Genomic DNA, 18,624 nt, shown 5'->3' on the forward strand with positions numbered 1-18,624 from the left:
CAATCCCCTACGCCCTTGCCTCTTCAATCACGGCCTTGGCAATCGAAGGCAGCTGCAACCCCGGCGGGTACTGTCCCTCGTCTTTGATTCGCTGAATCATGGCGGGGGAGACGCGCAGACCCAGGTGGTCGGCGATCGCGCGTACCACATCCCCCCGGTCCAGGGTACCGGCGACGGCATCGGCGGGGGTAAGCACCGTGAGGCGAGGAATCTGAAGCGCTTCCAGCTGGTCGATGGCCTCGGTAAGGGGCGTCCCCTCCCGCACCGAGGGAATGTCTAGCAGCGGTTTGGCGATGTGGCTGAGGGGCAGCGTTTCCCACTGGCTGCGCTCGATCGCGCGCATGTCGTCAATGCTGACCAGGCCCCGGTAGCGCCCGTCGGAGGCGGCGAAGTAGGCGGGGGCGCGGTTCTCTTCGAGCAGGTAGGTGTCGGCGAACTGCCGCAGCGACAGGGTGGCATCGACCACCTTAAAGTCTCGGGCCATGGCATCGGCAGCGGTGAGGGCCAGCATGGCCTCTTGCAGGTTGGTGACCTGGTTATAGGCGGCGGCGTTGCGCAGGGCAAACCAGCCAATGGCGGCAATCCAGAAGCCCGAAAATGCCTGGTAGGCCAGGGCCATGACCAGGCCAAAGGTAATCGCCAACCAGCCCAGTAGCTGACCGGAGCGCGCCGCCCAGCGAATGCCCTTGATGCGGCTGCCCGTCCCTTTCCACACCAGGGCTTTGAGCACCTGACCGCCATCTAAGGGCAGACCAGGGATCATGTTGAACAGCGTCAGCACCAGATTGATCTGAGCGACGCTGCCGGTAATCACCGATACAGGGGTCGGCAGGGTCGGAATGTACGAGACGGCGGTGAGCAGCAAGAACAGGCCAAAGCTGACCAGCGGACCTGCCACGGCTACCTTGAGCGCATCTCCAGGGGTCTTGGACTCTTTGTCGATGGAGGCAATGCCGCCAAACAAGAACAGCGTGATCGAGTTGACGGCGATGCCCTGGGTTTTGGCGGCCAGGCTGTGGCCCAGTTCGTGCAGCAGCACTGAGGCAAACAGCAGCAGCGCCAGGGCAAAGCCCATCGCCCAGGCCAGGTTGCCCCAGGCCGAGTGCCAGCTCGGCTCCAGCCCGTAGGACACCGTCACCAGCAGCAGAATAATGAACCAGGAGCTATCGATAAACAGGGGAATACCCAAAATAGCCCCAATACGCCAGCTAGATTGCATTGCCTAACCCCTACTTAACAGCCGCAAAACAGTCTCAAATGCTAAACCAGACCCGGTACCCCATCGCAGAAATGGGCACTCGGGTCTGGGATATGACTCTATTGTATCAACTGGCCCATCACCCCGCTGGGCGGTGCAAGGGGGGATACTACAACAATCCGGCGTTGCCCAGACCGAGGATCATGCCGGCACCGAGAATGTGGCCAAAGCTGGCGATCGCCAGCAGCTCGGGCAGGCCAAAGCCTTCAAACAGCATCGGCAGGCCCACGGGCAGGGCTGGACCCGCCCCAGGCTTGCGGATGGCGTACTTGCCGATGGCCAGCACAAACAGGTTGCAGGTAATCATGATCAGCGCCACTTTGGGCGACCACTCAGGGGTAGTGGGCACGGTGTAGGCGGCAAGCAGGTTGGAAAACAGCAATGTTATTTCTCCGCTAGAGGTCTAAAATTGGGTCTTGAGAAACAAAATTTAACGGCGATCGCTTAACGCTTATGCTTGAGTGCGACGGCTTTAAGTGCGGCCTTAGCATGGGCATTTAAGCCTAGCTGGATTATAAAAATCCGGCGACACCTCCTCAGCGAAATGTTCAACAGAGTTAACATGCGGGTCAAGATTTGTGGCATTACTCAGGCAGAGCAGGCGATCGCGATCGCCCGGCATGGGGCCACCCACCTAGGGTTTATCTGCGTGCCCCAGTCGCCCCGCTACCTGACTCCCGCCGCGATCGCTGAAATTACTCGTGTTCTCGATGCCGCTGGAGTCGTGACTAAAACCGTGGGTGTGTTTGCCGATGCCCCTCTGGCGGAGATGTCTGACATCGCCCGGCAGGCCAACCTCAGCCACCTCCAGCTCCACGGCCAGGAAACCCCTGAGCAGTGCCAGCAGCTGCTGACCGAGCTACCCGGTATCTTTCTAATCAAGGCGATTCGGGTGCGCACCGCCGCCGACCTGGTGCGGGCCGAAACCTACGCTCCCTACGTCGATGCCCTGCTGCTCGATGCCTACCACCCCCAGCAGCTCGGCGGCACAGGGCTAACGCTGGATTGGGAGGCCCTGGTGTCATTTCGCCCCGCCTGCCCCTGGATGCTGGCGGGCGGGCTCACGCCAGAGAACGTCGCCACAGCGCTCTCGACCCTCCAGCCCGACGGTATTGACCTCTCCAGCGGCGTTGAACACCAGCCCGGTGTGAAGGATTTGGCGTTGGTTCAACACCTATTTGAGCAATTGCAGCCCTGGTTGCACCCCGCCGCTGAGGAATTATTGAACGCTAGTCAGTAACCGCTAATAGCATGGCTCTACCGTTAATTCTGGTCAGCTTTGGGGTTCAACAGTGAGGTTTCTGAAGAGGACGGGCTGATGGCGGCGATCGCCAGATCCTTGTCCTCTGCTCTCGCGTGGGTCGTGTCTTTCGCCAGCACCTCGATCGCATCGGGTTGATAGGCGGCGACATCGAACCAGAAGGTGGTGCCGATGCCCACCTCGCTGACCAGGTGGACCTGGCTGCTGTGCTTTTCGATGATATTTTTGACGATGGAGAGGCCCAGGCCCGTGCCCTCCAGGGTGTGGACGCGGTTTTCGACCCGAAAGAAGCGATCGAAGATGGCCTGCTGGTCTTCGGGAGCGATACCAATGCCGGTGTCAGAGATCTCAATGCGGATGTAGCCGCCCTCGTCGAGGCCTTCCCCTGGGGGCACGATCTGGTGCGCCCGCAGCATCACCTGGCCACCGGGTTCGGTGAACTTGAGCGCGTTGCCCACCAGGTTGCTAAACACCTGGAGCAGCAGGTCGTAGTTGCCGATTACTGGCGGCAGGTTGGGTTCGACATCCTGTAGCAGCTCGATCTGCTTGTCGCGGGCATTGAGGCGGTGGGTGCGCAGGGTCTGCTCAATGGGCTGAATGATATCCACCGCTTCGAGCTGGTACTGGCGGCTCGACTCCAGGCGTGACAGGTCGAGCACGTCGTTGACCAGGCGGGTGAGGCGATCGGTTTCGTGGTTGGCGGTTTCGAGAAATTCTTTGCGCTCGCCGTCGCTGAGGTCCTCGCCATACTCGTGCAGGGTCTCGATGAAGGATTTGATGTTGAACAGCGGCGTGCGCAGCTCGTGGGAGACATTGCTGATGAACTGGGCCTTGGCTTCGTTGAGGGCCACCTCGCGGGTGATGTCCTGCACGGTAATGGCCAGCCCCTTGACGTTTTCTCGGGCCTGGTCGAGCACGGTGTTGAGCAAAATGCGCAGGGTGCGGTGGCTGGGCTCGGTAATCGGCACCCGAAATTCCATCGCCTCTGAGTCGCCCTTGACTGCCTGAAACAGAGGCCGGGTGAGCTGCACCCGCACCGGAGCGGGGAAGTGTTCCAGAATGTTCTCGCCGTCAAGGTACTGGTGCTCCCAGCCGAAGATGCGGCGGGCAGTGGGGTTGACCAGCACCGCGTGCATATCGCTGTCGAGCAAAATTGCGCCGTCGGCAATGGTGGAAACCAGGGTTTCAAGCTTGGCTTTTTCGGCAGTAAGCTCTTCAATATTTTGCTCTTCGTAGCGCTCCAGGCGCTCGGCCATATCGTTGAAGCTGTAGATCAACTCGCCCAGTTCGCCCCCCAGGGGCAGGTCGATGCGCTGGTTAAAGTTGCCAGCGGCAATGTTTTTGACCCCCACTACCAGCTCTTTGATCGGTTGGGTAATGGTGAGGGCGTTGAACACGGCCCCCAGAATCACCATCACCCAGATCGAGACAAACACCGCAATGGTGACGTCGCGGGTCAGGTGCGACGAGGCGACCACGGTGGGGTTAGGGTTAATACCCAATGCCAGTACCCCCAGGTGCTGGCCGTTGTAGTTGAGCGGCACAAACACGTCGGTGACTTCGCCCACGGGGGTGAGGTGCTGGCGCACCAGGGGGCGATCGGTGTTTTGGGCGTAGCCCTCGGGCAGCTGCATCCGCCGCCTCAGGGTGAGAGAGCTTTGCACCGATGCCTCTGAGAAGGGAATGCCAAAGAAAATATCGCCGTTCTCATCGGCGTACAGCATGTAGCGGACGCTGGAGGTGCTCTGGTAGAAGCTGTAGGAGAACCGGGCCAGCTCGGTGCGATCGGCCTCGTTGACCAGGGGGGCGACATTGGCAGCCAGCAGCAGGCCCAGGTCGCGGGCAAAGCGGGTGTCGTTGAGGCGGGCATCCATCTGGATGGTGTTGACCGCCCAGAATGTGAGAGCGCTGGTAATCAGCGACACCACCAGGGTTGCCCCCGCCATTAGACGGGTTTGCAAAGTGAAGTCGCCCCACCAGCGCAGGAAGATATCGCGAATTTTTGCCAGAAGCCTGATCAACGGAACCTATCTGATGCTGGATGGTAAATTCAGCCTTTATTCTGGCATGTTCTTCGCATCTTGGCCCTGCTCCTAGCCGTCAAACAGGGTTTCAAACTCCTGGCGCAGGCTGTCGTAGTTGACCACGCGGGCCACAATCAGGTTTTGCTCCCCTGGATTTGGGGTGTTCTGGGCAGCGGCCAACTGCTGCTTCCAGTGCAGGACGTCGTTTTCCTGGCTGAGCCAGAAGTTGACGATGGTGCTGACGATCGCATCCCAGTCCCAGTTGGGCCGATAGTGGACGGCCTCGGTGGCGCTGATGAAGGCGTCGAGGGTGCAGCAGTAGCTGCCGAGGTAGGCCTGGGCGCGATCGCGCTTTGTCTCCACCTGTTGCTGGTGGTTGAAAAATTGCAGCACCGGGGTAATACCAATGATGTCGAAGCTATAGCTCATGGTTAAACAGGGAATTGAAAACGAAATTCATGGGTAACTCGCTCCACCGCTGGCGGCATCCCAAATAAACCAAACGCCCTGGACAGGCCAGAGCGATAGGAGGCAGGGGATATCGGCCCCATTTGACAGGTATAAATTGGGGAAACGCTGAGAAGATTGAGCTGAAATCGGTAACGAATCACGCTCAGAATCGGGCTCGGTAGCACAAGTTGGTGAATAGTTTAGACAGTTCACTCAGTGAAGTTGTTCGCCTGCAACGGTTTTTAGCGATTTTCACAAGATAGACGAATCGCTACCATAGAAAGCACTCCCCTCAGCTAGATATTGCCCCTCCCCTCGGAGCTGCCTGTGACCACCCTGGACTTACCCCTCGAAATTAATCTTGAGGCTGTTCATTTGACTGATGAGCAGTTTTATCAGCTCTGCATCCACAACCCAGAGATGGCGATCGAGCAAAATGCCCAAGGAGTATTAATCGTTATGCCTCCTGTCGGTGGTGAGAGCGGCAATCAAGAGATGGAGTTGGGAACTGATTTGGCTTTGTGGAATCGACAAAGCCAGCTGGGTGTGGTGTTTAGCTCTTCTACCGTTTTCCAACTGCCGATTGGCAGCAAGCGATCGCCCGACGCCGCCTGGATAGAACGATCCCGATGGGAAGCGCTAACTCCCGAGCAACGGCGCAAGTTTCCTCCCATTGCTCCAGATTTTGTAATGGAAGTGCGGTCGTCTACCGACAGTCTGGAGCTGTTGCAAGCCAAAATGCAGGAGTACATGGCTAGCGGCGTTCGTCTGGGCTGGCTGTTTGACCCCAAGGGTCAGCAGGTAGAAATCTATCGACCGGGGGCAGAGGCAGAGGTGCGATCGCTCCCCACCCAGCTTTCTGGTGAAACGGTGCTGCCGGGCTTTAGCTTAAACGTCGCCCTGTTTACTTAGCAGTGAGGGTACCACTCACTGCACAACCACTTTCTAGCTCGTTGGGTTGCACTGACTTGTAAGTGACAGGGGTCACAGTTTGCAAAACTCTCGAGAACCGCTAAGTCTGGGCCAACCTGCCGTAAAGATGGCAATTCGAGCATGACGCAGCCCTGGACTTAGGGCATTCTAAGTACAGATACGACAGACGCACGCAATTTATAGCTAACTCCTTATACTAAGCAGCCCCCGAAGCCTTGGCCTCGGGGGTTATTTAATGGCATAGGCCCCAGGGTTTTTCTAAAAACCCTGGGGCCTGCGGTTAGAACTCGGCGGGCGGAGCGACGATCGCCTAGGTGCCCACGGTCCAGGAGTTGATGTAGATCTCCTGTTCGGCGGTCAGGCTGTCGACTTCGATGCCCATGGCCACCAGCTTCAGGCGGGCGATCTCCTTATCGACCGCTTCAGGGATGGAGTGCAGACCGGGCTCCAGGGAACCCTTATTCTTCACCAGGTACTCGCAGGCCAGGGCCTGGTTGGCAAAGCTCATGTCCATCACAGCGCTGGGGTGACCTTCGGCGGCGGCCAGGTTGACCAGGCGGCCTTCGCCCAGCACAATCACCGACTTGCCGCTGCCCAGCATGTACTGCTGGGTAAAGTTGCGCACTTGCTTAACTTCGCTGGCCATTTCGCCCAGGGACTTGAGGTCGATTTCGATGTCGAAGTGTCCCGAGTTGCACACCATTGCGCCGTCTTTCATGGCCTCAAAGTGCTCGCGGCGAATGACGTGCTTGTTGCCAGTCACGGTAACAAACAGATCGCCCTGGGGCGCGGCCTCGGCCATGGGCATGACGCGGAAGCCATCCATGACGGCCTCGATCGCCCGAATTGGGTCGATCTCGGTGACGATCACATTGGCTCCCATGCCCCGGGCCCGCATGGCTGTGCCCTTGCCGCACCAGCCGTAGCCTGCTACCACAATGGTTTTGCCCGCCAGCAGCACGTTGGTGGCGCGAATGATGCCGTCTAGGGTCGACTGGCCGGTGCCGTAGCGGTTGTCGAAGAAGTGCTTGGTGTCGGCGTCGTTGACGTTCATGGCCGGGAAGCTGAGCACGCCGTCCTTAAACATGGCCCGCAGGCGGACGATACCGGTGGTGGTCTCTTCGGTGGTGCCGATGATGTCGCTGAGCTGATCTTTACGGGTCTGCACCAGGGTGGCGACCACGTCGCTGCCGTCGTCGATGATGATGTTGGGACGGTGGTCGAGGGCCGTCTCTACGTGGCGGTGGTAGGTGGCGTTGTCTTCACCCTTGAGGGCAAACACGGGAATGCCGTAGTCGGCCACCAGGCTGGCGGCGACGTCGTCCTGGGTGGAGAGGGGGTTGCTGGCAATGAGAACGGCATCGGCACCGCCATTCTTGAGGGCGATCGCCAGGTGAGCGGTCTCGGTGGTGACGTGGCAGCAGGCCGAAATCCGAATGCCCGCCAGGGGCTTCTCGGTGGCAAAGCGGTCTTGAATCTGGCGCAGCACGGGCATTTCTCGCCCGGCCCACTCGATCCGCTGTTTGCCCTGGGTGGCCAGGGAAATGTCCTTAACGTCGTACTTAAATTGGAGAGTTGTGCTCATAGCGAGGGTATCAACCGTAATAAACCGTTTCTGTTCTAGTAGCCAGCCTCCCTAGCTTAACGGAATTTTATGCCGGGGACTGCCCCTGTTGTCTATGCCGGGAAATTCCCCGATCGCACCTCCGTACAGAACTCGGCTGCCGCTGCGATCGCCTGCTGCCTGAGGTTGGCGTAGACCTTGGCAAAGGGCGGCTGCCAGGCCGACAGCCCCAGCACATCGGCGGTGACCAGTACCTGGCCGTCGCAGTGGGCCCCTGCTCCAATGCCAATGGTGGGAATGCTCAGGGCCTTAGTGATGTCCCGGGCCAGCGCCGCCGGAATGTGCTCCAGCACAGTGGAGAAGGCTCCGGCCTGCTCCAGGGCTTTGGCCTCAGTGAGAATGCGATCGCCCTCCGCCTCGGTTTTGCCCTGCTGGCGAAAGCCCCCCAACTGATTCACCGACTGCGGGGTGAGCCCCACGTGACCCATGACGGGAATGCCCCACTGCACCAGCCGCTCCACGGTGGCCACCGCCGCCGGGTGGCCCCCCTCCAGCTTCACCGCCTGGGCCCCCGCCTTCAGCATTTGCCCCGCCGCCCGCACCGCCTCTTCAACGCTGCTCTGATAGCTGAGAAAGGGCAAATCCACCACCACCAGGGCATTCTTTACCCCCCGCCGCACCGCCCGGGCCGCGATCAGCATGTCTTCCATCGTCAGGGGCAGAGTAGTGTCGTAGCCCAGGGCCACCATGGCCAGGGAGTCGCCCACCAGCACGATGTCGGCTCCCGCCCCATCGACAATCTGCGCTGACATCACATCCCAGGCCGTCAGCACCGCGATCGGCTGGGCCGGGCGGCCCGTCTGCTTCCACCGCAAAATTCGATCTACGCTGACGGCCATGGGCTGCGCCTACAGAGATTTCAAAAGGGCTCTGGTTGCCAGAATAGCAAACCCTGATTCGGCTATCCCTCCAATCTGCGGCTCCACAAGTCGCTAGAATTAGTGACAGCAGTGCAAGTGGCTTATCCTCATGATTCCAACCGTTATTGAGCAATCCGGGCGTGGCGAGCGCGCGTTTGACATTTATTCCCGGCTTTTGCGGGAGCGCATTATCTTTCTCGGCCAGGAAGTCACTGCCGATTCGGCCAACCTGATTGTGGCCCAAATGCTGTTCCTCGAAGCTGAGGATCCCGACAAAGACATCTATCTCTACATCAACTCCCCCGGCGGCTCGGTGAGCGCGGGACTGGGCATCTACGACACCATGAACCACATTCGGCCCCAGGTGTGCACCATTTGCGTGGGGCTGGCGGCCAGCATGGGGGCCTTTTTGCTGACGGCGGGTGAAAAAGGCAAGCGCATGAGCCTGCCCAACTCCCGCATCATGATTCACCAGCCCCTCGGCGGTGCCCAGGGTCAGGCTACCGATATTGAAATTCAGGCCAAGGAGATTCTCTACCTGAAGCAGCGGCTGAACGAGGCGATCGCCAACAACACGGGTCAGCCCCTGGCCAAAATTGCCGAAGACACCGAGCGCGACTTCTTTATGAGCCCCCACGAGGCGGTGGAATACGGCCTGATCGACCAAGTAATCGATCGCACCTCGGTGGGCTCTCGCCCCATGGTGGTGAAGTAGGCATCGCTAAGGCTGAGGCCGTTTAGACCGTTCTAACCCCCCCCACGCTCTGGCTGGGGGGGTTAGCTGCTTTTAGCTATGGGGTGGCAGGGTCTTGGCCAGACTTGACGGCACGTCCTAGGGACTACCAGGGGTGGGCTGGGTTTCGAGGTAGAGCAAAAATTCCAGCAGTTCGTCGTCGGTGAGGTCGTGGCGCGATCGCTTGCCGTAGGTCTTCTCCAAAAACTCGCGGCCCTGGTTCACGTCCCAGCCCAGCCGCTGGAGCTCCACATCGGTCTGGGCAATGATGTCCGAGAGATCCACGGCAAGGGCGGAGCCGGGGTCCAGGTCCATGAACTCGTTGGGCTCATCGTCCTCGGGATCTGGGGCCGGTGTCGGCGCGGCGGGCTCGGGGGCGGCCTCTGGCTGGGGTTGGGGCGGAATGGCCAGGGCGATGGGCGGCGGTGTGGCGGCCTTCATCGCGGGGGCAGGGACCACGGTCAACGTCCGGCCCCTGGGGTCGATCGCGTCAGGGGCCGGGCCGAGGAGGGTGGACTGAGGGGGGGGCACAGCCGCCTCGACGACGGGTAGGGAGGGGGGGCTGGGGGGCTGAAGGAGGCTGGTTTCGGGGCGATCGGGTGCAGCCGCTGGTAGGCAGAGCCGTTCCAGGGCGCGCGTGGTGGCGGTATCTTCGGCGGCTTCAAGCTTGGTATTGGCTCCCAATCCGCTAGCCAGAACGGTGCCCTCAACTCCGGCGCAGACTCGCACCACGTACAGGCCGTCATGGATAGTCAGCAGGTCTGCGGTCAGGCTGCCCTGGGGATACCGTTGTCGAAATTGGCTCAGCAGCGAACTTAGCACTCCGGGCGACTCCCCTGCGGGTGGATGGTAACCGTACTATTCTAAGGAAGTGGGGCACGTTAGACTAAAGCCATTGCGCCGCTGGTCAACCGCAGGCGGGGACTGTTCCCTGGATTGTCTGCGTCCTGCGGCCCGCTGAGCCCTGGGCTCACCCAAGACCTTTATTGATGCTGCCCTCGGTAGCTGACCTGAGCTAATGCTAGACCGCCTGCTGGATATTTCTACCAATTTTGGGGTCGACACCCTGCTGCTGTTGCCGGTGCTGATCGCCCTGGAGGCGGTGCTGTCGGCGGACAATGCGATCGCTCTGGCCGCGATCGCCCAGGGTCTGCAGGGCGAAACCCTCCAGCGCCGGGCCTTGAATTTGGGGCTGGTGGTGGCCTTTGTGCTGCGGATGGGGCTGATTTTGACCGCTGGCTGGGTGCTGCAATTCTGGCAGTTTGAGGTGATGGGGGCGGCCTACCTGCTGTGGCTGGTGTTCAAGCACTTTACCGCCAAGGGCGATGCCGACGAGCAGTCCTCCCACGAGCCTCGCTTTGCCAACCTGTGGCAGGCCATTCCGGTGATTGCCTTTACCGACCTGGCCTTTTCCCTCGACAGCGTTACCACCGCCCTGGCCCTCTCTAAAGATGTGGCGGTGATCTTGCTGGGCGGCACCATCGGCATCGTTACCCTGCGGTTTATGGCGGGGCTGTTTATTCGCTGGCTGGAAGAATTTGAGCATCTAGAAGATGCTGGGTTTATCACCGTGGCCTTTGTCGGTATTCGCCTGCTGGTGCGGGTGATTGACCCCACCCTGGTGCCGCCCGAGTGGGCCATGGTGCTGGTGATTGCCCTCGTCTTTGCCTGGGGGTTCTCCCAGCGCACCGTCGAGACAGACGCTGCGGCCCCGTCTCACCTGGACTCGGGCCAGGTGCCCACCGTGGCCGACCTGGAGGCCCAGGGCAACACCCCCGTAGAGGCTTCCTCCGGCAAAAAAGAGACTCCCCCCGTTCTGCCGCTGCCGAAAGATTAGGGCGCTGTCGGCTCTAGTACTTGACCAACCTGATTGTGACAGGCTCTAACGGTCTAAAGGTGCAGGGTACAAGGTGTACGGTTTAAGGCCTGCCGTGAACCGTATACCTTACACCGTGAGCCCCACTACAGGTAGGAGCACCAGTCGCTCCAGCCGCCGAGGTAGAGTTTGGCCATAGGGCGATCGGCCAGGGTTTGGGCCAGCAGGTTGACGCAGGCGGTGACGCCCGAGCCGCAGTAGACCATCACCTCGTCAGATCCGTTGAGGCTGGCCCAGTGCTGGGCCAGGGCGGCGGGGGGCTTCATCTGGCCGCTGGGCTCAGACACCTCCTGCCAGAAGTAGTTCACTGCCCCAGGAATGCTGCCTGCGACCGGGTCGATGGGTTCGACGTCGCCCCGGTAGCGTTCGGGCGATCGCGAGTCCACCAGCACCGTACCCTCGCTTCGAAGGCGCACGGCGTCGATGTCCACCAGCCAGTCCGGCCGAGGGGCTGGGGTAAAGTGGCCGGCGCGGGGGGGTGGGAGGTCTGGGGCGGTGGGGTACCCCTGCTGCACCCAGCCCGACCAGCCGCCATCCAGTACCGCCGCGCTGTCGTGGCCCAGGTAGCGCAGCAGCCACCAGAGGCGGGCGGCAAAGGCGAAGCGGGAATCGTCGTAGGCCACCACCAGGGTGGGCGGGGTAGACCTCACTCCGAGGGTGGACAGGGTCTGGCTAAAGGTCTCTAGATCGGGCAGCGGGTGACGCCCGCCGTGGGCCTCCACCGGGCTGGACAGGTCGCGGTTGAGGTCCAGGTAGTGGGCACCGGGAATGTGGCCAGCGGCGTACTGCTGCTGGCCCTGGTGGGGGTCGGCCAGGGCAAAGCGGCAGTCGACCACCACCACATCGGGGTCGTGGAGGTGCTGGGCCAGCCAGTCGGCGGTGACGAGGTTGCGGGGGTGGGCCATCGGGGAAAACGGGGGCAAAAGCGGGGGGCAGTCTATCTCCGGCAGAGGATAGCTTTGTATCACAAAAGTAGGGTATAAGGTTGCTGAATCGGTGGAATCGCTTCAGAGCAGGGTAGCTGTGCTCAAGCCAATTTAATCTACAGACCATACGCATCGAGGTGCTGTCGTGACTATGGACCCTCAATCGGCGGGTGAGCGGAGAGCGGCGACGGGCTGGATGATGGCCCTCAGCATTGGCTTGCTTGTCCTGGGGGTCTTGGCTATTTTAATGCCCACCCTGGCTTCGGCTCTGTTCACCTCGGCAATTGGGTGGATTGTCCTGGTGGGCGGCCTGGTGCAGGTGGGGCAGGCCTATCGGTCGCCGCTGGCGCGGACCCGCTGGCTCAACCTGGGGGTGGGGCTGCTCTACGCGATCGCGGGCCTGTATATTCTCTTTAACCTGGCCAGGGCCATGGCGGTGCTCACCCTGGCCTTTGGGCTGCTGTTTATGGCCGAGGGCATTTTCACAATTGCTATGGCCTTTGCCTACCGGGCTGGCCGCAGTATGTCCTGGTTTGTGGCGATCAACGGCATCCTTACGCTAATTTTAGGCATCCTGGTATTCAACCGCTGGCCGTTCAGCGCCCTCTGGCTGATCGGTCTCTACGTCGGCATTAGCCTGCTGCTGAGTGGGTCTTCGCTGCTGGGGGTGGCCCTGGCCCTCCGCCAGGCTGGGGCTGAGGAGCCCGAGGCCGGGGGCGAGGGCCTGGAGGAATAAGCTCGAAAGAATTCAATGGCTCAACCTTACATTCTCTTTGCTCAGCACGGCTGGGCCGACAGCAACCAGGCGATGCAGGCGCTGGCCCAGGCGCTGGCGGCAGAGGAGGCGCAGATTGTGGCGCCCTGCCTCAACTACGCCATGACCTGGCTACGCATTGCCCCTCTGATCGACGCGGTGGATGCTGTGGCCACGGCGACCCTGGCCGAGCAGCCCCGGCTGCCGGTGCGGATTGTGGGTCACTCCATGGGGGGGCTGATCTGGCTGGAGGTGCTCAACCGCCATCCGGAGTGGTGGCCACGGGTTGAGTCCTTGGTGCTGGTGGGTTCTCCGGTGGGCGGGGCCGACCTGGGCCGCATTCTGGACCCGCTGCAGGTGGGGCTGGGCATTGCCGCTGACCTGGGCCGCGATCGCCGCCCCATGGCCAGCCGCATTGCCGCTGCGATCGCCACTCTGTCCATCGCCGGGGATATAGACGGCGGCAGCGATGGCACCGTCCCGGTCGAGAGTACGCGGGTGCCCAACGGCCAGTTTGTCTGCCTGGGCGGCATTGCCCATGCGGCCCTGCGCTGCCATCCCCGCGTGGTTGAGCAAATTCAGCAGTTCTGGGGTGGCAGCAGCCTGAGTGGGCCACTGCTGCTCCATCCCCTGGTCGATCGGCTGCGCCAGATTCCGGGCATGACCGATGCTCACCAGCGGGATTTTGCCCGCGCCACGCCCTGGCACACCTTTGCCGATGGCACCAGCATTCGCCTGTGGCGCAACCCTATGGGCATTTACCACGTGTTTTTGGCCTCGGCCCAGGAGGTCTGCCTCTACTCGGGCTACGTGGGGTGGCTGCACACGGGGGACATGTGGCGGGGCCTGGGAAACTTGCGCACTGAGGGCGAGGCTGTTCCTGACTAGCCACTGACGGCCCAGGGAGCTAGACCCCCTAACCCCCGGTGGGTGAATCGGTGGCCAGCGGCGGCACTGGGCGGCGACGGGAGGTCAGCGGGCTGGAGATCGAAAGCCCATCGCCACTGAGGAGGCCAGCGGTGACATCAAGGTTTGCTCCGTGGGTGCTGCGGTATTGCTCGACGGCGGTGTTGACCTGGGCCGCGATCGCCCAGGCGGCCTTGGAGGGGGGTGGCGACTGGCGCAAAACGTTGAGCTGAAAACTGACCTGTTCAATCAACAGCTGGTCGTCGGCGACGGTGAGCTGGGTGTTCAGGTCAAAATCTACCTGGTTTTTGAGGACGGCGCTGAGGGCGGTGGCGATCAGGTCGGCCCCAATGGTGGTGAGGGCAGGGGCGTAGCGCTCCACATAGGCGGTGACGGTTTCGCCGACGGCTTCGGCCATGGGGCGTTGACTCAGGGCGGTGGCGAGGGTTTGGGCCAGCGCCCAGGAGGAGGCGTTGAGCACAGCGGCGAGTTCCTTGGGGATGGCCCCACGCCGCACCTGATCTAGGTCAAACGTTTGCACCACCAGGCTCACCAGGCCCAAGACCTCCGATCGCGTCATCGCGCCTTCGCCCAGCAGCGGAATCACCGTTTTGACCACCCCGGTCAGCGTATCTGAGGTCAGGGTTGGGGCGTAGCGCTGCACATAGGCGGTCAAAACGCCCTGGACCTGGTCGCTGAGGTGCCGCTGCCAGCGGTTAGCCTCCTTCGCCAGGGCGCTGCTGGTGCGATCGACAATGGCATTGGTCAGGGCGGCGGGAGTGAGGCCGTCGAGCACCTGCTGGGCCACGGCATCGACGAGGGAAGCGGGCTGTTCGGGGCGGTACAGCCGCAGCAGCGTACCCAGCAGTCCCTGCATCTGTTCAGGGGAGTGGGGCAGCCCATAGAGTCGGCCGTAGGCGCTGAGCCCCCCAATCAGAGTGTTGACTACATCGGGGGTGGGATCGGCAAGATTTGTGGCCTCTGACGACATCGGCGGTGACCTCCCTGGGCAGCAGTGGGGGAATCGTCAACAAACCTGGAGGGGTGGGCCGGATTGACCGCTATTCTCTATCCCAGGGTAGTTGACAATGGTTTGAATGGCACGACTTTTTGGCAGTGGCGTTTTGGCCTGGCCCTAACCGCCGAATTGACCGTTGTAGCCGCGGGGGGTGATCAGCCAGGGGCCGTGGCGCTGGGTGCTCTGGTTGCCGACGAGCACTACCGTCAGCATGTCGATGGGGGCTTCTAGCATGGCGGACAGGGTGGTGCGGTGAATGGTTTCGTCCGGACGATACACCGACTTGACCACCGCTACGGGGGTATTGGGGGAACGGTGGGCCATGAAAATCTGGTGGGCGATCGCAATCTGTTCGGTGCGCGTTTTCGACTTGGGATTGTACAGGGCCACCACAAAGTCGGCCTGGGCGGCGGCTTCCAGCCGTTGCACGATCACCTTCCAGGGGGTGAGCAGGTCGCTGAGGCTGATGGCACAGAAGTCGTGCATCAGCGGGGCTCCCACCCGCGCCGCCGCCGCCTGCAGGGCCGAAATGCCGGGCAGAACCTCTACCGTAGGGGTTTCACCGTCCCAGCCGCTGGCCTGGAGCTGCTCCAGCACCAGCCCCGCCATGCCGTAAATGCCGCAGTCGCCCGATGACACCACCGCCACATCTAGCCCCCAGCGGGCCAGGTCAATGGCGCGATCGGCCCGCTGGCGCTCCTGGGTGATGGGCCAGGGCTCGACGATCTGGCCGGGGCGGCAGAGGGGGCGAATCTGGTCGATGTAGAGGCCGTAGCCAATCACCGCGTCGGCCTGGGCGATCGCCCCTTTGGCCGCCGGGGTGATCTGGTTCAGGTCGCCAGGGCCGGTGCCCACCAGGGCCAGGTGGCCGGGGTGGGGAATGTACTCACGCTCCGCCTGGGCGATCGCCACCGTCACTGCCCCCGGCTGGCCCTCCACACGCACCACCTGCTTGGTCACCCGCAGCTTTCCCCCCGAGGTCTCTGTCGCCGCTAGAATCGCCGCCGCCTCGGCCACGCTGGGGGTCTGCACCGCCGCTTCCACAACCGTGGATGGGTTGGGCACCGCGATCGCCTTCAGCTCCTCGGCGCTAAAGCAGCGCAGGGGCCACTGACGTTCGGCACAGAGGGCAACTAACCCCACCTCGTCGGCCTTGAGGTCGAGGCTGGCAATGCCCGCGATCGCCCCCAGGGAAAAATGCCCCGCCCGAAAAATTCGCTCAATTGCCGCCGCGATCACCGCCTGGGGGGTGCCCCGTTCGCAACCGATGCCCACCCACAGCACCCGCGGGTGCCACTGGGCCTTGGGAAAGCCACTGTCGGGGTCAAAGCGCCGCTGAATCGGGCTAATCCACAGGCGTGCGACAGGGTTGCGAACCGAGTCAAACACAAATGAGTGGGTGGTTGGCAGGTGGTCCTGCCAGAGGGATGTGCCGCAGTCTTGAAGCACTTCGACGGGTTTGCCGTGGGCAAGGGCCGCGCTCACCCCGGTCCAGTCGCCGCTGCCCTTGCTCCAGCCAAAGGGCTTCCCCAGTACGTCTACCCCCGGTAGTCCGTGGGCTTGAGAGGATCCAGTAATGATGGGTTCGGCATTGAGCAGATGGGCCACCTGACGGGTCAGGTGATCGCCGCCGCCCTGGTGTCCGCCGCAGAGGCTAATCGCCTGCGCCCCCGTCTCGCTGACGACAACTACGGCCGGGTCGCTGGCCTTATCGCTTAGCAAGGGCGCAATCAGCCGCACCACCGCCCCGGTGGCCAGGGCCAAGATCAGTCCATCGTGGGCGATCCAGAGGTCAGCCAGGGTGTCTTTGAGGGAGCGATCGTAGACTCGAACCTCGGCATTCCACGCCTCTGCATCGACCACCAGGCTGGGGGGAACCCACAGCTCAGCGGGAAGACCGGTGGCCAGGGGCAGCAGGGTTTTGAGCCCGGCGGGGGTAAGGGCGATCGCAGCAAAGGACGACAACAGGAGACCTCAACAGCTCAGAGTCTCCCATCTTAGAAGACCTGGTTGCCCAAAGCACCGATTGTTTTTTCCGCTAGTTTTGGCCCCAACCTGAGTTCACTCAGTTGCTCGACTGCTGGCGTTGGGCAATCTGCATTAACAGCCGCAGCGCTGCATTGACAGATGCAGCGGTCGGAAACGCCTGGGCAACATCAGGATCCAGAAGCACAAGGTTCGTACCAGCGCGATAGAGCTCGGCATACTTGCCCCTCATTCCTCCTGCCATACTCGAAAAGTCGTACTCTGATCGCAGGTCATCATCCATCAGTAATAGTTGCCCACCTTGCGGTGGTGGACGGCGGTTTGGCCGTCGGGGTCCGACACCTTGCCGTCCTGCACGGTGCAGTACACGATCCAGTGATCGCTCACCTCCATGCGGCTGGTGACCTCGCATTCCAGGTAGGCCAGGGCGTCGGCCAGCAGGGGCGAGCCGTTGGTGGCGGGGCGGGTGCGCACTCCGGCAAAGCGATCGGCACCGGGGGCAAACCGCTTGAGGAAGTGCTTCATCAGGCCCAGGTGCTTGCCCTCTTCGAGGATATTGAGCACAAAGGTGTCGCCCACCTGCATCAGCGACTCAATGGCGCGGTCTTTCGCGACCGCCACCGTGAAGCCCAGGGGCTGGAAGCTGGCCTGGGAGACCCAGGAGGCCAGCATGGCGCTGGAGACTTCCCCTTTTTGGGCGGTGATGATGTACAGCCCGCTGCTGATCCGGCCCAGGGCCTTCTCCAGGTCGGCGTCGAGGGCCTTGAGCTTTTTCAGCTTGCCCGCCTGGGCCAGACCCTGGCCCAGGTCGGTGCCCGCCTCTTCGCAGGACTGGTAGAGGCCCTCGCCGGGGGTGTCCTTGATGCGGATCGGGGTAAAGGCGGCAATCAGATCGAGATCCTGAAACTTGGTGGCCAGGGTGTCGATGGGTTCGTCGTCGCCGCCGTAGGACTCAAACAGGCCCACCGTCTGCTTGCCGTGGACCGCAGCCAGCACCGTGCCCAGGGTGGCCTGGGTTTCGCTGGCCCCGGTGCCGGATGCGGGGGGCATGCCGATCACCAGCCCCTTGGCGCGGCCCACTAGCTCCGTCACCTCCTGGGGGTCGGCGGATCGCATGTCCATCATCTCGACGGCGACGCCGGTTTTGGTAATGCCGCGGGCAATGGATTGGGAGAGGCGATCGCTATAGCCGTAGTCCGACACGTAGAACACCGCCACCAGATCCTCGGCCTTGGCCTTCTCCTGGCTCCAGCGCTGGTAGCGCCCGGTCAGTTCGGCCACGTTGTAGCGCAGCAGGGGGCCGTGGCCGGTGGCCACCATCGCCACGGGGGGCAAGGCGTCCATCCGCTTCATGGCCCCCAGCACTGACCTGGCGTTGGGGGCCATCAGGCACTCGTAGTAAAAGCGAAAATCTGGGGAAATCAACTCCAGGTCTTCGTCGTAGGTGGCGTCGCTGCAGAAGTGCAGGCCAAAGGCATCGCAGGTGAACAGCAGGCCGGTTTTGTGGTCGTAGGTAAAGATGGTGTCGGGCCAGTGCAGGTTGGGGGCGCTGACAAACTCCAGGGTGTGGCCGTTGCCCAGATCCAGGGTGTCGCCGTTTTTGACGATCAGGCGCTCAAAGGGGCGGTGCACCAGGTCTTCGAGGAAAGCGATCGCCACCTTTGCCCCCACCACCACCGCCTGGGGGGCCAGCTCCAGCACGTCGCGCACCAGCCCGCTGTGGTCCGGCTCGGTGTGGCTAATCACCAGGTAGTCGATGGTTTTGGGGTCAATTTCGCCGGTCAGCGTCTTCAGGTACAGCTCGCGAAACTTGGCGTGGGAGGTGTCCACCAGGGCCACTTTTTCGCCGCGAATGATGAACGAGTTGTAGGTAGTGCCGTTTTGCAGGCCAAACTCGATGTCAAAGCGATCGCGGTCCCAGTCGAGGGAGCGAATGGTGGTGGTGTCTTCGGCCACCGCCTCAACCTGGATGGTAAGGCGCTTTTGTGCCGGTGCCGCTGCGACCATGAGAACCT

18 protein-coding genes are annotated in these 18,624 nt (G+C 62.1%); 6 read left to right on the forward strand and 12 right to left on the reverse strand.

All coding sequences use genetic code 11. The annotated features are described in order from the left end of the window. Nucleotides 1-7: 7 nt before the first annotated feature. Both NF78_RS19300 and psaK read right to left on the reverse strand, forming a co-directional pair. Entirely contained in the window at nt 8-1,219 is a 1,212-nt protein-coding gene (locus NF78_RS19300) for a site-2 protease family protein (protein ID WP_035990929.1), read from the reverse strand. Between the two features lie 148 nt (nt 1,220-1,367). After that, nucleotides 1,368-1,640 (reverse strand): photosystem I reaction center subunit PsaK, encoded by a 273-nt coding sequence (psaK, locus tag NF78_RS19305; RefSeq protein WP_035990931.1) that lies wholly within the window; start codon nt 1,638-1,640, stop codon nt 1,368-1,370. Nucleotides 1,641-1,820: 180 nt separating this feature from the next. Between psaK and NF78_RS19310 the strand changes: the two genes are divergently transcribed. Then, complete coding sequence (locus tag NF78_RS19310; RefSeq protein ID WP_052050757.1) at nt 1,821-2,498, forward strand: phosphoribosylanthranilate isomerase; 678 nt, start codon at nt 1,821-1,823, stop codon at nt 2,496-2,498. 23 nt (nt 2,499-2,521) lie between these two features. On the opposite strand, the gene nblS is transcribed toward NF78_RS19310, so the two are convergent. Both nblS and NF78_RS19320 read right to left on the reverse strand, forming a co-directional pair. Further along, a complete protein-coding gene (gene nblS / locus NF78_RS19315) occupies nt 2,522-4,540 on the reverse strand; it encodes a two-component system sensor histidine kinase NblS (RefSeq protein WP_035990933.1) in 2,019 nt (672 codons plus the stop codon). 72 nt (nt 4,541-4,612) lie between these two features. Continuing rightward, nucleotides 4,613-4,972 carry a hypothetical protein gene (locus NF78_RS19320; RefSeq protein ID WP_035990935.1) on the reverse strand — a complete coding sequence of 120 codons (360 nt, stop codon included), beginning with the start codon at nt 4,970-4,972 and terminating at the stop codon, nt 4,613-4,615. A gap of 348 nt (nt 4,973-5,320) precedes the next feature. Here NF78_RS19320 and NF78_RS19325 point away from each other — a divergent pair, with 348 nt between their 5' ends. Continuing rightward, a complete protein-coding gene (locus NF78_RS19325) occupies nt 5,321-5,905 on the forward strand; it encodes a Uma2 family endonuclease (RefSeq protein WP_035990936.1) in 585 nt (194 codons plus the stop codon). A gap of 331 nt (nt 5,906-6,236) precedes the next feature. On the opposite strand, the gene ahcY is transcribed toward NF78_RS19325, so the two are convergent. Beyond that, nucleotides 6,237-7,511, reverse strand: coding sequence for an adenosylhomocysteinase (gene ahcY / locus NF78_RS19330; RefSeq protein ID WP_035990938.1), 1,275 nt, complete (start codon nt 7,509-7,511; stop codon nt 6,237-6,239). Nucleotides 7,512-7,603: 92 nt separating this feature from the next. Then, the gene (panB, locus tag NF78_RS19335; RefSeq protein ID WP_035990940.1) at nt 7,604-8,389 is read right to left on the reverse strand and encodes a 3-methyl-2-oxobutanoate hydroxymethyltransferase; all 786 of its coding nucleotides are present in this window, start codon (nt 8,387-8,389) and stop codon (nt 7,604-7,606) included. A gap of 130 nt (nt 8,390-8,519) precedes the next feature. On the opposite strand from panB, the gene clpP reads away from it, so the two are divergent. Continuing rightward, nucleotides 8,520-9,125 carry an ATP-dependent Clp endopeptidase proteolytic subunit ClpP gene (clpP, locus tag NF78_RS19340; RefSeq protein WP_035990942.1) on the forward strand — a complete coding sequence of 202 codons (606 nt, stop codon included), beginning with the start codon at nt 8,520-8,522 and terminating at the stop codon, nt 9,123-9,125. A 117-nt stretch (nt 9,126-9,242) separates the two neighbouring features. Here the strand turns inward: clpP and NF78_RS19345 are convergent, their stop codons facing one another. Next, complete coding sequence (locus NF78_RS19345; RefSeq protein ID WP_052050758.1) at nt 9,243-9,965, reverse strand: hypothetical protein; 723 nt, start codon at nt 9,963-9,965, stop codon at nt 9,243-9,245. A 196-nt stretch (nt 9,966-10,161) separates the two neighbouring features. Here NF78_RS19345 and NF78_RS19350 point away from each other — a divergent pair, with 196 nt between their 5' ends. Then, nucleotides 10,162-10,980 carry a TerC family protein gene (locus tag NF78_RS19350; protein WP_035990944.1) on the forward strand — a complete coding sequence of 273 codons (819 nt, stop codon included), beginning with the start codon at nt 10,162-10,164 and terminating at the stop codon, nt 10,978-10,980. Nucleotides 10,981-11,105: 125 nt separating this feature from the next. Here the strand turns inward: NF78_RS19350 and NF78_RS19355 are convergent, their stop codons facing one another. Beyond that, nucleotides 11,106-11,924 carry a sulfurtransferase gene (locus tag NF78_RS19355; RefSeq protein WP_035990945.1) on the reverse strand — a complete coding sequence of 273 codons (819 nt, stop codon included), beginning with the start codon at nt 11,922-11,924 and terminating at the stop codon, nt 11,106-11,108. A gap of 172 nt (nt 11,925-12,096) precedes the next feature. On the opposite strand from NF78_RS19355, the gene NF78_RS19360 reads away from it, so the two are divergent. Continuing rightward, a complete protein-coding gene (locus NF78_RS19360) occupies nt 12,097-12,681 on the forward strand; it encodes an HdeD family acid-resistance protein (RefSeq protein ID WP_225885377.1) in 585 nt (194 codons plus the stop codon). Nucleotides 12,682-12,696: 15 nt separating this feature from the next. Next, a complete protein-coding gene (locus tag NF78_RS19365) occupies nt 12,697-13,587 on the forward strand; it encodes a serine aminopeptidase domain-containing protein (protein WP_035990949.1) in 891 nt (296 codons plus the stop codon). Nucleotides 13,588-13,615: 28 nt separating this feature from the next. Here the strand turns inward: NF78_RS19365 and NF78_RS19370 are convergent, their stop codons facing one another. The 4 genes from NF78_RS19370 to NF78_RS19385 form a co-directional block, all read right to left on the reverse strand. Next, nucleotides 13,616-14,596 carry a hypothetical protein gene (locus NF78_RS19370; protein ID WP_035990951.1) on the reverse strand — a complete coding sequence of 327 codons (981 nt, stop codon included), beginning with the start codon at nt 14,594-14,596 and terminating at the stop codon, nt 13,616-13,618. Between the two features lie 144 nt (nt 14,597-14,740). Further along, on the reverse strand, nt 14,741-16,588 hold the full coding sequence (cobJ, locus tag NF78_RS19375) for a precorrin-3B C(17)-methyltransferase (RefSeq protein ID WP_052050759.1): 1,848 nt from the start codon (nt 16,586-16,588) through the stop codon (nt 14,741-14,743). 100 nt (nt 16,589-16,688) lie between these two features. After that, nucleotides 16,689-16,892 (reverse strand): hypothetical protein, encoded by a 204-nt coding sequence (locus NF78_RS19380; RefSeq protein WP_035990952.1) that lies wholly within the window; start codon nt 16,890-16,892, stop codon nt 16,689-16,691. After that, nucleotides 16,892-18,616 (reverse strand): diflavin flavoprotein, encoded by a 1,725-nt coding sequence (locus NF78_RS19385; protein ID WP_035993358.1) that lies wholly within the window; start codon nt 18,614-18,616, stop codon nt 16,892-16,894. The genes NF78_RS19380 and NF78_RS19385 overlap by 1 nt, the downstream gene beginning before the upstream one ends. Between the last annotated feature and the right edge of the window lie 8 nt (nt 18,617-18,624).

Origin of the sequence: Leptolyngbya sp. KIOST-1, from assembly GCF_000763385.1 — a bacterium.
Lineage (GTDB): Bacteria > Cyanobacteriota > Cyanobacteriia > Phormidesmidales > Phormidesmidaceae > Nodosilinea.